Annotated in this window: 16 protein-coding genes; 6 read left to right on the top strand and 10 right to left on the bottom strand. The window is 74.3% G+C overall.

What is annotated here, in order from left to right:
• Positions 1-436: 436 nt before the first annotated feature.
• Positions 437-1,477 carry an LLM class flavin-dependent oxidoreductase gene (locus ACWGB8_RS35245; RefSeq protein ID WP_452217738.1) on the top strand — a complete coding sequence of 347 codons (1,041 nt, stop codon included), beginning with the start codon at positions 437-439 and terminating at the stop codon, positions 1,475-1,477.
• On the top strand, positions 1,474-2,787 hold the full coding sequence (locus tag ACWGB8_RS35240) for an NtaA/DmoA family FMN-dependent monooxygenase (protein ID WP_452217737.1): 1,314 nt from the start codon (positions 1,474-1,476) through the stop codon (positions 2,785-2,787). Before ACWGB8_RS35245 ends, ACWGB8_RS35240 begins: the two co-directional genes overlap by 4 nt.
• Positions 2,788-2,827: 40 nt before the next feature.
• Here ACWGB8_RS35240 and ACWGB8_RS35235 read toward each other — a convergent pair whose 3' ends face one another.
• A complete protein-coding gene (locus ACWGB8_RS35235; protein ID WP_452217736.1) occupies positions 2,828-3,937 on the bottom strand; it encodes a helix-turn-helix domain-containing protein in 1,110 nt (369 codons plus the stop codon).
• 163 nt (positions 3,938-4,100) lie between these two features.
• Here ACWGB8_RS35235 and ACWGB8_RS35230 point away from each other — a divergent pair, with 163 nt between their 5' ends.
• Complete coding sequence (locus ACWGB8_RS35230; protein ID WP_452217735.1) at positions 4,101-5,039, top strand: branched-chain amino acid transaminase; 939 nt, start codon at positions 4,101-4,103, stop codon at positions 5,037-5,039.
• Here ACWGB8_RS35230 and ACWGB8_RS35225 read toward each other — a convergent pair.
• The 8 genes from ACWGB8_RS35225 to clpS form a co-directional block, all read right to left on the bottom strand.
• On the bottom strand, positions 5,027-5,773 hold the full coding sequence (locus ACWGB8_RS35225; protein WP_452217734.1) for an MBL fold metallo-hydrolase: 747 nt from the start codon (positions 5,771-5,773) through the stop codon (positions 5,027-5,029). The genes ACWGB8_RS35230 and ACWGB8_RS35225 overlap by 13 nt on opposite strands.
• A 227-nt stretch (positions 5,774-6,000) precedes the next feature.
• Positions 6,001-6,192: a MerR family transcriptional regulator gene (locus tag ACWGB8_RS35220; protein ID WP_452217733.1), complete on the bottom strand. Its 192-nt coding sequence runs from the start codon at positions 6,190-6,192 to the stop codon at positions 6,001-6,003.
• A 222-nt stretch (positions 6,193-6,414) separates the two neighbouring features.
• Positions 6,415-7,383 (bottom strand): PLP-dependent cysteine synthase family protein, encoded by a 969-nt coding sequence (locus ACWGB8_RS35215; protein ID WP_452217732.1) that lies wholly within the window; start codon positions 7,381-7,383, stop codon positions 6,415-6,417.
• Between the two features lie 79 nt (positions 7,384-7,462).
• A complete protein-coding gene (locus tag ACWGB8_RS35210) occupies positions 7,463-7,741 on the bottom strand; it encodes a MoaD/ThiS family protein (protein WP_452217731.1) in 279 nt (92 codons plus the stop codon).
• Positions 7,742-7,850: 109 nt separating this feature from the next.
• Positions 7,851-7,970 carry a putative leader peptide gene (locus ACWGB8_RS35205; protein ID WP_317621128.1) on the bottom strand — a complete coding sequence of 40 codons (120 nt, stop codon included), beginning with the start codon at positions 7,968-7,970 and terminating at the stop codon, positions 7,851-7,853.
• A 152-nt stretch (positions 7,971-8,122) separates the two neighbouring features.
• Positions 8,123-8,554 carry a Mov34/MPN/PAD-1 family protein gene (locus tag ACWGB8_RS35200; protein WP_452217730.1) on the bottom strand — a complete coding sequence of 144 codons (432 nt, stop codon included), beginning with the start codon at positions 8,552-8,554 and terminating at the stop codon, positions 8,123-8,125.
• An 81-nt stretch (positions 8,555-8,635) separates the two neighbouring features.
• Entirely contained in the window at positions 8,636-9,211 is a 576-nt protein-coding gene (locus ACWGB8_RS35195; RefSeq protein WP_452217729.1) for a DUF2017 domain-containing protein, read from the bottom strand.
• 58 nt (positions 9,212-9,269) lie between these two features.
• Complete coding sequence (gene clpS, locus ACWGB8_RS35190) at positions 9,270-9,563, bottom strand: ATP-dependent Clp protease adapter ClpS (protein WP_452217728.1); 294 nt, start codon at positions 9,561-9,563, stop codon at positions 9,270-9,272.
• 146 nt (positions 9,564-9,709) lie between these two features.
• Between clpS and ACWGB8_RS35185 the strand changes: the two genes are divergently transcribed.
• Together ACWGB8_RS35185 and ACWGB8_RS35180 are read left to right on the top strand one after the other, a co-directional pair.
• Positions 9,710-11,026, top strand: coding sequence for a nicotinate phosphoribosyltransferase (locus ACWGB8_RS35185; protein ID WP_452217727.1), 1,317 nt, complete (start codon positions 9,710-9,712; stop codon positions 11,024-11,026).
• A 148-nt stretch (positions 11,027-11,174) separates the two neighbouring features.
• Complete coding sequence (locus ACWGB8_RS35180) at positions 11,175-11,765, top strand: isochorismatase family protein (protein WP_452217726.1); 591 nt, start codon at positions 11,175-11,177, stop codon at positions 11,763-11,765.
• Positions 11,766-11,781: 16 nt separating this feature from the next.
• Here the strand turns inward: ACWGB8_RS35180 and ACWGB8_RS35175 are convergent, their stop codons facing one another.
• Entirely contained in the window at positions 11,782-12,810 is a 1,029-nt protein-coding gene (locus ACWGB8_RS35175; RefSeq protein ID WP_452217725.1) for a hypothetical protein, read from the bottom strand.
• A 256-nt stretch (positions 12,811-13,066) separates the two neighbouring features.
• Here ACWGB8_RS35175 and ACWGB8_RS35170 point away from each other — a divergent pair.
• The coding region (locus tag ACWGB8_RS35170) for a hypothetical protein (RefSeq protein ID WP_452217724.1) at positions 13,067-13,411 on the top strand (345 nt) is incomplete at its 3' end.

The following is a 13,411-nucleotide window of genomic DNA, read 5'->3' as shown; positions in this document are numbered from 1 at the left end:
CCGCCGCTCGCTCCCCCCGAGCGGCGGGGCGGGGCCGTTCCGCATCCCGGGCCGGACGGCGAGACGGTGGTTGACGAACCGCCGAGTGCGCTGGTCAACTGATGCGATGAACGCCCCGCGCCTGCTGGTCACCCGCAGCCACATCGACTTCGGTCGCGTGTGGTCCGCGGCGTGTTGCGCCTGACCCGTTCCCCGCGGCTGCCCGGCTGACGACCCGCCGGACACCCCGCCCCCCGTGCCCGCCCCGCCGGGCGGCCTCCCCCGCCACCGGACCCGCGGACCGGTATCCACCGACCCGCGACCCGCGCACCCGCGCGCCGGGGCCGCGCCTCCCGCGACCGGGCACACCCGCCGCCGTACCCCCGCGCCTGCGCACACCGGGTACGCCGCGCACCCGCACCTCCCGCGTTCCCGCACGAGGAAAGTCAGGCCCACCATGCCCCGCCCACTGCACCTCTCCGCCGCCCTCGACGACCCCGGCCACGTCGACGCCGACCACTTCGCCGCCCTCGCCCGGCTCGCCGAGCGCGCCACCCTCGACTTCGTCACCCTCGACGACTCCTACGCCCCCGAGCCGCGCCGGCCGGACGCGCTCGCCACCTTCGCCCGGCTCGCCCCGCAGACCGCCGGGCTCGGCCTGGTGCCGACCGTCACCACCACCCACACCGAGCCCTTCCACACCTCGATCGCGGTGAACACGCTGGACTGGGTCAGCGAGGGCCGGGCCGGCTGGCTGGTCGGCATATCCACCACCGAGGCCGAGGCCAGGGCCTTCGGACGGCGCGGCACCGCCCCCGCCGACCTGCTGTGGGCCGAGGCGGGCGACGCCGCCGAGGTGGCCTCCCGGCTCTGGGACAGCTGGGAGGACGACGCCGAGATCCGGGACGTCGCCACCGGCCGGTTCATCGACCGCGACAAGCTGCACTACATCGACTTCGAGGGCCCGACCTTCTCGGTGCGCGGCCCCTCGATCACCCCCCGGCCGCCGCAGGGCCGCCCGGTGATCGCGGTGCCGGTGCACGCCGACGACCTCGCGCCGGACGCGGGCGCAGGCGGCCGGGCCCGGGTCGCCACCGCCGTCCGGCACGCCGACGTGGCCCTGCTGGAGGCCCCCGACCCGGCGTCGCTGCGGAGCGCCGCGACCGCGCTGCGGCTGCAGGCCGGCGAGCAGTTGCGGGTGCTCGCCCGCCGAACGGTCGACCTGCCGGACGCGGCCGCCGCCGACGCCCTGGTCGAGGACCTGGCGGGCAGCAGCAGGGTCGACGGCTTCCACCTGGTGCCCGCCGATCCGGCCCGCGACCTGGCCGCGCTCGCCGACCTCGTGGTACCGGCCCTGCGCGGGCGCGGACTGTTCCGCTCCGCGTACACCGGCCGCACCCTGCGGGACCGGCTCGGGCTGGCCCGTCCGGCCAACCGCTACACCGCCCCCGTGACCGCCCCGAAGCCCTCCGCCGACCTCGCCGAGGTGACCCGATGACCGACCGGCCGCTCAAGCGGATCCACCTCGCCGCGCACTTCCCCGGCGTCAACAACACCACCGTCTGGACCGACCCCGAGTCGCGCAGCCAGGTCGCGTTCTCGTCCTTCCGGCACCTCGCCGAGACTGCCGAGCGCGGCCGGTTCGACTTCTTCTTCCTCGCCGAGGGCCTGCGGCTGCGCGAGGTGAAGGGCCGCATCCACGACCTGGACGTGGTCGGCCGGCCCGAGTCGATCACCGTCCTGAACGCGCTGGCCGCCGTCACCACCCGGCTCGGCCTGGCCGCCACCGTCAACGCCACCTTCAACGAACCGTACGAGCTGGCGCGGCGGTTCGCCTCGCTGGACCACCTCTCCGGCGGCCGGGCCGCCTGGAACGTGGTGACCACCTCGGACGCCTTCACCGGGGAGAACTTCCGCCGCGGCGGCTACCTCGACCGGGCCGACCGCTACACCCGGGCCGCCGAATTCGTCGAACTGGCACGGAAGTTCTGGGACGCCGCCGACGACGGCGACGGCTCGGCGGCGGAGCCGGCCACCGTCCGGCACCGCGGGCCGCAGTTCGAGGTCGAGGGCCGGCTCTCGCTGCCCCGACCCCCGCAGGGCCACCCCGTGGTGATCCAGGCCGGGGACTCCGACGAGGGGCGGGAGTTCGCCGCCGCGCACGCCGACGTCATCTTCAGCCGGCACTCCACCCTGGACGCCGGCCGTGCCTTCCAGCAGGACGTGAAGCGCCGGCTGGCCGCGTACGGGCGCAAGCCGGACGAGCTGAAGATCATGCCCGCGGCCACCTACGTGCTGGGCGACACCGAGGCCGAGGCCCGCGAGCGGGCGCACGCGATCCGGCTGGCCCAGGTCGGCCCGCGGACCGCGATCGCCTACCTGGAGCAGGTCTGGGGCATCGACCTGTCCGACCACGACGTGGACGGCCCGCTGCCCGCCGCCGATCCGGTGGTGGACAGCACGCTCGTCCAGGGCCGCACCCGGCTGGGCGACCCCCGGGAGATCGTCGCCCGGTGGCGGGCGGTGGCGGAGGAGAAGCGGCTGACCAGCCGTGAGCTGGTGATCGAGCTGACCGGCCGGCAGTCCTTCATCGGTACGCCGGAGCAGGTGGCGGCGCAGCTGAACGAGCACGTGCAGAGCGACGCCGCGGACGGCTTCGTGCTCGTCCCGCACCTGACGCCGGGCGGGCTGGACGACTTCGTCGACCGGGTGGTGCCGCTGCTGCAGGAGCGCGGGGTGTTCCGCACCGAGTACACCGGGACGACGCTGCGCGAGCACCTCGGCCTGCCGGTGCCCGGACGGCGCTGACCGGGCCGGACGGCGCTGAGCCCGGCGGGCCCGGGACCGTTCAGAGCAGTCCGAGCCGGGCGGCCTGGACGCCGGCCTGGAAGCGGCTCTCCGCTCCCAGGTCGGCGGTCAGTTCGGCGACCAGCCGGCGGACCGTCCGCTCGGACACCTCCAGCTTGCGGCCGATCGCGGCATCGGTGAGCCCGGCCGCCAGCAGCCGCAGCACCTCCTGTCGGCGGTCGCCGAACTCCCGCGCCCCGCGCGGGCCTTCGGTCAGCTCCGGGGGCGTCCAGGCCGCCGACCAGAAGTACTCGAACAGCTCGGCGACCACCGCGACGACGGCCGGTTCCCGGACCACGACGGCGGCCCCCGCGGCCGGCGCGTCCCCGCCGGGGCCGGAGCCGGGCGCGGGGAGGATCGCCAACCGGCCGTCCACCGCGATCAGCCAGAGCGGCAGGGTGTGCGCGGTCCGGATCCTCGCCCCGGCCGCGGTCAGCTCGCGCACGTGCGCCAGCACCGGTGGGCGGCGCAGCGCGGCGGCCGGGTAGATGGTGCGCAGGGCGGCGCCGTGGGCGAGGGCGAGGCGTTCGCGGGCGAGCTTGCCGGCCAGGGCGGGGCCGGAGAGGTCCTGGCCGGGGCGGAGCGAGAGCACTTCGGTGCGGGCGCCGCGGGCGGCGTCCTCCAGGAGGGCGGCGATCCGGTCGGCGCCGTGGGCGAGTTCGAGGCCGGTCCCGGTGCGGTGGCGGTGCTGGAGCGGCAGGTAGCCGCTGTGCAGGCGCTCCACGGAGTCTCGGGTGCGGCGGAGGGCGTCGACGAGGGCGCCGACCTGGGTGTCGGCGTCGCGCAGGAGCTGCCGGACGGCGGTGTCGACGGAGACCGGGGCGTCGGCGGCGGCCGGTGCGGTGCCGGCCGGGCCGGGGGCGGCGGCGGTGGGCTGGAGCAGTCCGAGAGCGGTGAGTTCGGCGGTGGCGGTGGCGAGGCGGTGCTCGTCCCAGCCGAGGGCGGCGGGGGCGGGGGCGGGCCCGTCGAGCAGTCGGGCGTAGAGCGTGGCGGCGTCGCCGCGGGGGGTGCCGTGCTCGCCGTTCCCGTCGTACTCGCCGTTCCCGTCGTTCCCGTCGTTCCCGCCGTTCCCGTCGTACTCGCCGTTGCCGCCGAACGCGCCGTTCTCCATCCGCCGCAGGGTAGTGCGGGTGCGGGCGGGCCGCCGGGCATTCCGCTCCGCGAGACCGGCGCACCCGGGGACGGCCGGGCGCCCGGTTCCGCTCCCGGTCATGTCCGGTTCCGGTCGGGCCCGAACGGCCGTCCGGGGAGGGTGGCGCGGCCAGGATGGCGGCATGGTTCTTCCCGAGGCTTCGACGATCTGGCTGGACGGCGCGCTGGTGCCCTGGCAGCAGGCGCAGGTGCACGTCCTGACGCACGGACTGCACTACGGCACGGGGGTGTTGGAGGGCACCCGGGTGTTCGACACACCGGACGGTCCTGCGGTGTTCCGGCTGCCCGAGCACCTGCGCCGGCTGGTCCGCAGCGCCCGCATGCTGCGCATGGAACTCCCTTACGACGTGGACGCGTTGGCCGCGGCGACGGTGGAGCTGGTGCGGGCCAACGGCCACCGGTCGTGCTACCTGCGGCACTTCGCCTTCCTGGGGCACGGTTCGATGGGCCTGGACATGCGGTTCTCGCCGATGGTGACGGCGATCGCGGGCTGGGAGTGGCGCTCGCAGCTGCCGGAGGACGGTGCGGGGATCCGGGTGAAGACCAGCAGTTGGCGGCGGACGGACCCGAACTGCGTGCCGCCGGCCGCGAAGGCCACCGGCCCGTACCTGAACGCGGTGCTGGCCCGGCGGGAGGCGACGGACGCGGGCTACGACGAGGCGCTGCTGCTGGGCCCGGACGGTTCGGTCGGCGAGTGCAGTTCGGAGAACGTGTTCGCGGTCCGCGACGGGCTGCTGCTGACGCCCCCGCCGAGCGCCGGGGCGCTGGAGGGGATCACCCAGGACACGGTGCTGGCGCTGGCCCGCGGCCTGGGGGTCGGGACCCGGGTGGTGCGGCTGCTGCGGTCGGACCTGTACGCGGCGGACGAGGTGTTCGTCTGCGGTACGGCGGCCGGGCTGGTGCCGGTGCGCTCGCTGGACGACCGTGAGCTGCCGGGCGCGCCGGGGGCGCTGACCCGGCGGCTGCAGGAGGCGTACGCGGCGGCGGTGTCGGGGGCGGATCCGCGCTACCGGCACTGGCTGACCCCGGTGGACCGGGAGCTGCCCGCCTACAGCTCGTAGACCGCGCCGGCTCTGGCGACGTCGACCGGTCCGGCGAAGGCGGCGGAGGCGTCGCGGCGGTTGTGCTCGGCGTCGGTCCACGGCGGGATGTGGGTGAGGACCAGGCGTCGGGCGCCGGCGGCGGCGGCGTGCTCGCCGGCCTCGCGGCCGTTGAGGTGGACGGCCCGGTAGGTGTCGCGCCCGTCGATGTAGGCGGCCTCGCAGAGGAAGAGGTCGCTGTCGCGGGCGAGCTCGACGAGTTCGGCGCACTCGCCGGTGTCGCCGGAGTAGACGAGGCTGCGGCCGGCGTGTTCGAGCCGGAAGGCGAAGGCGTCGACGGGGTGGTTGACCCGGGCGACGGTGATCCGGAACGGGCCGAGGTCGAAGCTGCCGGGGCTGAGGGTGCGGAAGTCGAAGACCTCCTTCATCCCGGGCTCCTCGGGCATGTCGTAGGCGCGGGCCAGCCGCTCGGGGGTGCCCGCGGGCCCGTACACGGGGACGGGGTCGGGACAGCCCTCGGCGCGGTAGTTGCGGGCGACCCAGTAGGCGCAGAGGTCGATGCAGTGGTCGGCGTGCAGGTGACTCAGCAGAACGGCGTCCACGGCGTACAGGTCGCAGTACTTCTGCAGTGCGCCGAGGGCGCCGTTGCCGAGGTCGAGCACCACGCGGTAGCCGTCGGCCTCCACGAGGTAGCTGGAGCACGGCGATTCGGCGGACGGGAAGCTCCCCGAGCACCCCACCACGGTCAGTTTCATCCGAGCCCCTCCGCCCCGACACGTCCTGGCTGCCGCTGGTCGTCTGCTGTCGTCTGCTGTGGTCAGCACTGATCGTCGCGCTACCGGCAGGTAGACCGGTGGGTAGCGCTGCGCGTTCGCGTGTCGAGAGTAAGGGCGGAGAGGCACTTTGCCCCCGTCTCCGTGCCGCGCTGTGGCTGGAATCACCCGGAACGGCGGGGGCGGGGGCGGGGCGGCGGAGGCTGCGCTCAGCGGTGTCCGGGGCGCTTGCGGGCCCAGGCCCGGATGGTGTCCGGGTACCAGCGGGGGTAGCCGCTGCCGTCGACCACGTCGGGGTCGGGCAGCAGTCCGTGCCGGCGGTAGTTGCGGACGGTCTCGGGCTGGACGTTGATGTGGCGGGCGATCTCGGCGTACGACCACAGGTCGGTGCTGCGGGTCACGGGGCCACCTCCGGGTGCGGGGGGTAAGCGTTCGTGATCAGCTTTTCCGGCCGGTCGCGGCCCTCCTGCCCGGATCGGGGCCCGTGGTCGTTCCGTGACGAACCGGGGGCATCACACGGACAAATGCCGGCCGCCCGCGGCGGTCACCGTGGTGTGCACCCGTACGCGCCCGCACAGCAGGCGCAGTCCCGCACATCCGTGCCGCCCGCGCCGGCGCCGGCATCAGGCCCAGAGCTGGCCCTGCAGCGCCTCGACCGCCTCGTCGGTGCTCGCGGCGGTGTAGATGCCGGTGGAGAGGTACTTCCAGCCGCCGTCGGCGACCACGAAGACGATGTCCGCGCGCTCGCCGGCCCGGGCCGCCCTGCGTCCGGCGCCGATCGCGGCGTGCAGGATGGCGCCGGTGGAGACGCCGGCGAAGATGCCCTCCTGCTGGAGGAGTTCGCGGGTGCGGCGAACGGCGTCGGCGGAGCCCACGGAGAACCGGGTGGTCAGCACCTCGGCGTCGTACAGCTCGGGGACGAAGCCCTCGTCGAGGTTGCGCAGGCCGTAGACCAGGTCGTCGTAGCGCGGCTCGGCGGCGACGATCTGCACGCCGGGGACCTTCTCGCGCAGGAAGCGGCCGACGCCCATCAGGGTGCCGGTGGTGCCCAGGCCGGCCACGAAGTGGGTGACCCCGGGCAGGTCGGCGAGGATCTCGGGGCCGGTGCCGGCGTAGTGGGCGCCCGCGTTGTCGGGGTTGCCGTACTGGTAGAGCATCACCCAGTCGGGGTGCTCGGCGGCGAGTTCCTTGGCGATCCGGACGGCGGTGTTGGAGCCGCCGGCGGCCGGCGAGGGGATGATCTCGGCGCCCCACATGCGCAGCAGCTCGCGGCGCTCCTCGCTGGTGTTCTCCGGCATGACGCAGACCATCCGGTAGCCCTTGAGCCGGGCCGCCATGGCGAGCGAGATGCCGGTGTTGCCGCTGGTGGGCTCCAGGATCGTGCAGCCGGGGGTGAGCAGTCCGGCGGCCTCGGCGCGCTCGACCATGTGCAGCGCCGGGCGGTCCTTGATGGAGCCGGTGGGGTTGCGGTCCTCCAGCTTGGCCCACAGGGTGACCCGGCCCTCGTCGTTGCCGGGGATGCCGGCGGAGAGCCGGGGCAGCCGGACGAGCGGGGTGTTGCCGACGGCTTCGAGCGGGCTGTCGTAACGCAAGGGGGGCCTCCGGCAACGGCGTTGAGGGTCGGAACGGCGGTCTCTCCCGCCCGCGGGGGGCGGGCGGGAGAGCGCGGGGTCAGCGCGAGCCGCCGGCCACGGCGGGCAGGATGGTGACGTTGTCGCCGTCGGCGACGGCGGTGGAGATGCCCTCCAGGAAGCGGACGTCCTCGTCGTTCAGGTAGACGTTGACGAAGCGGCGCAGCTCGCCGCCCTCCAGCAGCCGGGCGGCGATGCCGGGGTGGCGGGCGTCGAGGTCGTGGAAGAGTTCCCCGAGGTTGCTGCCGTTGCCCTCGACGGCCTTGGCGCCGTCGGTGTAGGTGCGGAGGATGGTCGGGATGCGGACCTCGATGGCCATGGGTGCGCTCCTGTGCGGGTCGTGGGTTCGGGTGGGCCGCGAACGGCGCGGCAGGGCGTGGTCGGCCCGGGGGCGGGGTGCCGGCGGGCGGGCCGGTGGTACGGGCGGCTCAGCGCGAGCGCGCGGGCGTACCGGGACAGATCGCTCCGGCGTGCCGGCACAGGTCGATGTGCAGGCGCGCCACGAGGCGGGTGCCCGGGGCCTGGTTGCTCACATCGACGGAACGCATGGGCTCATCGTATAGATTCCCGGGCCCGCTCCGACATGCCTGTCTCGGGATCCGGATGCTTTCGTTTCCCCTGTTGAGATGCCTATGGGCGCGACGCGGCCCGCGGACCGTTCGCGGACGGTCGGCGGGCCGGGGGTCCAGGGGGGTGCGGGTCAGGCCGGGTAGGCCTCGACGACCTGGACGTCTTCCTCTGTGATCACGCCGTCCACGATGCGGAACGACCGGAACTCGAACGGGTCGTCCGGGCCGTTGCCCTCCGCCGTGGAGACCAGGACGTAGTGGGCGTGCGGCTCGGAGGCGTAGCTGACGTCGGTGCGCGACGGATAGGCCTCGGTGGCGGTGTGCGAGTGGTAGACCACCACCGGCACCTCGTCGCGGTCGTCCAGCTCGCGGTAGAGCTTGAGCAGATCGCCCGAGTCGAACTCGTAGAACGTGGGCGAGCGGGCGGCGTTGAGCATCGGGACGAACCGCTCGGGACGGTCCGAGCCCTCCGGACCGGCGACCACACCGCAGGCCTCGTCCGGGTGGTCGGCGCGCGCGTGGGCGACGATCGCGTCGCGCAGTTCTCGGGTGATGGTCAGCATGCGGTCAGGATAGCCAGGGCCCCGACCGCGTCCACCGGAGTGTCCGAGGAGCGGTCGGCGGCCGTCCGACCGGCGGCCGGATCAGTCGAACATCGCGTCCAGCAGCGACTCCTGGAGGACGCCGAACCACAGGTACGCCACCACCAGCGGCTTGCGCTCGTCGCCGTCCGGCAGTTCGTACAGGCCCTCCTGGTCCTCCTCGGTCACGCCCAGCCAGGCGCCGAGGGCGAGCCGCAGGTCGTTGAGGGCGCCGAGCCAGCGCCGGCAGTCCGCGGGGTCGAGGTCGAGCTGTCCGCCGTCGCCACCGAGGCCGTTCAGCATCCGGACGACGTGCAGGGCGTCGTCGCGCTTGCGGGTGCGCAGGTCGGGCTCGGTGTAGCGGCGGAACTCGCCTGCGGCGGCCAGGGTCTCGGCGTCGGCGGGCTGCTCGGGGTCGCCGTAGGCGTCGGGGAAGAGCCGGGCGAGCGCCGGGTCGCTGGGCGCCTCGGTCGGCCCCTCGGCGAACAGCGCGGCGAGCGGGTCGTCGTCCTCCCCGCCCGGGCCCGGCCCGATCAGTTCCAGCATCTGCACCTCGAAGGAGCGCAGGATGGCGGCGTCCAGCCCGTCCAGCGCGATCGCCGCGCTCCCGTCGCCGGCGCTCTCGAACAACCCAGCCATCTGTATCGGTCAGCCCGTCTCGTCGTGTCGGTGGTGTGCGTGCGCGGGTGGGCGCGGGTCAGTCGTGCTGCAGGGTGGCCCAGAGTCCGTAGCCGTGCATCGCCTGGACGTCCCGCTCCATCTCCTCGCGGGAACCGCTGGAGACCACCGCCCGGCCCTTGGTGTGCACCTCCATCATCAACTTCCTGGCCTTGTCCTTCGGGTAGCCGAAGTAGGCCTGGAAAACGTACTGGACGTAGCTCATCAGGTTGACCGGGTCGTTGTGGACGATGGTCACCCACGGCGTGTCCGGCTCCGTCACCGGTTGGCCCTCGACCTCCGGGCGCTCGATCTCCACGGGCGCGACACCCACCGCGGCTCCTCCTCGCTGCACAGACTGCCCCACAAGCCTTCTTCCGCTCCCCATGCTGCCATCCGGGGGATCACCGGGCGATTCCGGCCCGGCCTCCGGCGCGAGAAATCGTCACTCTGACGCTAAGTGGTAGTAGCATCATCCTCATGGACGCCACTACCGTGCTCGCGGCCGGCTCGACCGCGCTGCTCACCGACCGCTACGAGCTCACCATGCTGCAGGCCGCCCTGCGCAGCGGGGCCGCGCAACGCCGCTCCGTCTTCGAGGTGTTCACCCGCCGCCTGCCCGACGGGCGCCGCTACGGCGTGGTGGCGGGCACGGGACGGGTGCTGGACGCCGTGGAGAACTTCCGCTTCACCGCCGCCCAGCTCGACTGGCTCGCCGACCAGGGCGTCGTCGAGGACGACACCCTGCGCTACCTGGCCGACTACCGCTTCACCGGGAACATCCACGGCTACCCCGAGGGCGAGGTCTACTTCCCCGGTTCGCCGCTGCTCACCGTGGAGGGCACCTTCGCCGAGGCGGTGATCCTGGAGACCGTCGTCCTGTCGATCCTCAACTTCGACTCGGCGGTCGCCGCCGCGGCCTCCCGGATGACCTCGGCGGCCGGCGGGCGCCCCTGCATCGAGATGGGCGCCCGGCGCGCCCACGAGCAGGCCGCCGTCGCCGCCGCCCGGGCCGCCTACGTCGCCGGGTTCACCGCCACGTCCGACCTGGAGGCGGGCTTCGTCCACGGCATCCCCACCACCGGGACCGCCGCGCACGCCTTCACCCTCGTCCACGACACCGAGCGGGACGCCTTCCGCGCACAGATCGCCTCGATGGGCCGCGGCACCACCCTGCTGGTCGACACCTACGACCTGCACGAGGCGGTGCGCACCGCCGTCGAGGTGGCCGGGCCGGAGCTGGGCGCCGTCCGGATCGACTCCGGCGACCTGACCCTGCTGGCCCACCGGGTCCGCCGCCAGCTGGACGAGCTGGGCGCGCAGCAGACCCGGATCATCGTGACCTCGGACCTCGACGAGTACGCCATCGCCGCGCTCGCCGCCGCCCCGGTGGACGGCTACGGCGTCGGCACCAGCCTGGTCACCGGCAGCGGGCACCCGACCTGCGCCATGGTCTACAAGCTGGTCGCCCGGGAGCAGTACGCAGGCGGACCGCTGGAGCCGGTGGCCAAGCGCTCGGCCGGCGGCAAGACCAGCGTCGGCGGACGCAAGTGGGCGGCCCGCCGACCCGACGCGGACGGCACCGCCGAGGCCGAGGTCGTCGGCACCGGAACCGTCCCGGCCGAACTGGCCCCGCACGTCGTCCAGGTGCCGCTGGTGCTGGACGGCGAGGTGGTCGGCCGGGAGCCGCTGGCCGCCGCCCGGGACCGGCACGCCGGGGCGCGGGCCGCCCTGCCGCTGTCGGCCACCCAGCTGTCGCGGGGCGAGCCGGTCCTGGCGACCGAACTGCTCGCCTGAGGGCGCGGGCGCACCGCGGGCCTTCCGCCTCCGCGCGCCACTCCCTAGAGTCGGCCGTAGAGTTCCCGACAAGTCCCCGGGGGAACCCACCCCCACCCACCCGCCGTCCGGGCACGGCACTGTCACTCCAGAACCGAGGTTGCGAGACATGCACCGGGCACTGATCGTCGTCGACGTGCAGAACGACTTCTGCGAGGGCGGCAGCCTGGCCGTCGCCGGCGGTGCCGAGGTCGCCGCCGCGATCACCGACCTGATCGCCGAGGCCTCCCCCGGCTACCAGCACATCCTCGCCACCCGCGACCACCACATCGACCCGGGCGACCACTTCTCGGAGCAGCCCGACTACGTCAACAGCTGGCCGGTGCACTGCGTGGCGGGGACGGAGGGGGTCGGCTTCCACCCCAACTTCGCGCCCTCGGTGATCTCGGGCGCGGTCGAGGCGGTGTTCGACAAGGGCGCCTACTCGGCGGCGTACAGCGGGTTCGAGGGCCTGGACGAGAACCGCCGCGGCCCGGCGGAGTGGCTGCGCGAGCGGCAGGTCGACGAGGTGGACGTGGTCGGGATCGCCACCGACCACTGCGTGCGGGCCACCGCCCTGGACGCGGCCCGGGCCGGGTTCACCACCCGGGTGCTGCTGGACCTGACCGCCGGGGTCTCCCCGCAGACCACGGCCGCCGCGCTGGAGGAGCTGCGGGCGGCCGGTGTGGAACTGGTCGGCGCGCCGGTGGTGCGCGGCTGACCGTCCGTCGGCGGGTTCAGCAATCGGCGACCAGCAGCTCCACCACGTCGCTGCCGCCCTCCAGGAAGGCCTCGCGCAGCTCGCCGCCGACCGCGTCCGGTTCGGCGGCCAGCCGCGCGCCCGACACGTACACCACCCGCACCCCCAGGTACTCCATCCGATGCTGGCCGCCGCGCACCCAGGCGGCCTCCCCCTCGCTGACGCAGCGCAGCTCCGAGTCCACCTCGACGGCGACCCCGGCCTGCGGCCAGTAGAGGTCCGGCACCGCCACGTAGGTGCCGCCGCGCATCCGCAGCTCCGGGCCGGTCAGCGGGACCGGCAGCAGCCACTCGTCGACCAGCTCGCCGACCCGCCGCAGCACCGACTCGCGTTCGGCGGCGAGGAGTTCGTCCAGCGCTGCCCGCACCCGGACGTCCTCCGCCAGCCCCGACTCGGCGAGTTCGGCGATCAGCTCCCGCAGCGTGCAGCGGGCCTCCGGGCGCGCCACCGCCTCCCGCAGCACCGCCCGGACCAGCTGCGGCTCGGCCCTGCCGTTCTCGAAGACGCCCTCGTCGGTCCACTCCCGCAGCGCGTCCGCGACCGCCCGGGCCACCGGGGCGCAGTCCAGCCCGTGCACCGAACGGGCCACCAACTCCCTTTCGGTGCGCCGGATCCGCACCTCGCCGGCGTCCTTCAGCCGGCGCTGGCGGGGCACCAGCACCGCCACCCCGGTGACGGCCGGCAGCCGGGGCACCGCCGCGAAGCCGTACAGCGCGAGCGCCGCCGTGCCGGTGATCACCGCGCCCTCCCGGCGGCCCTCCTCGCGGCCGTTCTGCGCGGCGTACAGCAGGGCCGCCCACATCCGCTGCTCCGGGGTCGGGTCGCCGGACTGCAGCAGGTAGACCCGGGGCAGCAGCCGCTGCCACGGACCGCCGCGGCGGCAGTGCTCGCTGATCACCCGGGCCGGCACGCCGCGGGCGCGCAACTGGCTGGCGGTGATGACGTTCTGCTGACGGCGGGCGAGCTCTTCGAGGGACGGGGGCGGCGTGGGGATCTGGAAGGTCATGCCGACACCATCCCCAACACCCCCCGCCGGACATCGGCCGCCTGACGCACTGTTACCCAACCGTCGTGAAACCGGGACCAGCCCGCACTAAAGTCCCCATACCCTCACCCAAACGGAGTAATAGGCGGTCGTACGGTTGTCATCATCGATCGAAGTCGATCATCGACCAGGGCGTCTGACCCTGAGTGACCAAAGGCATACGCCGAAGCCCTCCGGGCGTCACTCCCGCCCCGCCGGATTGCCTACGCTTACCTCCATGTCACGTGACGAGACCGCAGGCCTTCGCGCGGCCCAGCTCCGCCTCGGCCGACTGCCCGGATACGTCCGCCGGCCGGACCCGGCCCGCCGCACCGGCGAACAGGGCCATACGTACAAGAAGGGCTGGGAGGTCCGCTTCACCGCGCGCAGCGAGGCGGAGATAACCGAGATCCGCGAACTGGTGGTCGCCGCCGGATTCGCCCCCGCCAGACCCTTCTTCAAGGGCCACCAACTCATCCAACCGGTGTACGGGATGGCCGCGGTCCAGGCCTACCTGGCCGCTAGACAGGCGGCCGAGGAGCAGGCCGCCCGCACGGTCGTGCGGCGGGGCGGGGGGGGCGGC

Source organism: Kitasatospora sp. NPDC054939, assembly GCF_053610105.1.
This window is presented reverse-complemented; position numbering and strand designations above follow the sequence as displayed.

Bases quoted from the DNA above. Each gene is read 5' to 3' on its own strand.
- ACWGB8_RS35245 (WP_452217738.1), top strand. From the start codon at position 437: ATGCCCCGCCCACTGCACCTCTCCGCCGCCCTCGACGACCCCGGCCAC.
- ACWGB8_RS35240 (WP_452217737.1), top strand. From the start codon at position 1,474: ATGACCGACCGGCCGCTCAAGCGGATCCACCTCGCCGCGCACTTCCCC.
- ACWGB8_RS35235 (WP_452217736.1), bottom strand. From the start codon at position 3,937: ATGGAGAACGGCGCGTTCGGCGGCAACGGCGAGTACGACGGGAACGGC.
- ACWGB8_RS35230 (WP_452217735.1), top strand. From the start codon at position 4,101: ATGGTTCTTCCCGAGGCTTCGACGATCTGGCTGGACGGCGCGCTGGTG.
- ACWGB8_RS35225 (WP_452217734.1), bottom strand. From the start codon at position 5,773: ATGAAACTGACCGTGGTGGGGTGCTCGGGGAGCTTCCCGTCCGCCGAA.
- ACWGB8_RS35210 (WP_452217731.1), bottom strand. From the start codon at position 7,741: ATGGCCATCGAGGTCCGCATCCCGACCATCCTCCGCACCTACACCGAC.
- ACWGB8_RS35205 (WP_317621128.1), bottom strand. From the start codon at position 7,970: ATGCGTTCCGTCGATGTGAGCAACCAGGCCCCGGGCACCCGCCTCGTG.
- ACWGB8_RS35200 (WP_452217730.1), bottom strand. From the start codon at position 8,554: ATGCTGACCATCACCCGAGAACTGCGCGACGCGATCGTCGCCCACGCG.
- ACWGB8_RS35195 (WP_452217729.1), bottom strand. From the start codon at position 9,211: ATGGCTGGGTTGTTCGAGAGCGCCGGCGACGGGAGCGCGGCGATCGCG.
- ACWGB8_RS35185 (WP_452217727.1), top strand. From the start codon at position 9,710: ATGGACGCCACTACCGTGCTCGCGGCCGGCTCGACCGCGCTGCTCACC.
- ACWGB8_RS35180 (WP_452217726.1), top strand. From the start codon at position 11,175: ATGCACCGGGCACTGATCGTCGTCGACGTGCAGAACGACTTCTGCGAG.
- ACWGB8_RS35175 (WP_452217725.1), bottom strand. From the start codon at position 12,810: ATGACCTTCCAGATCCCCACGCCGCCCCCGTCCCTCGAAGAGCTCGCC.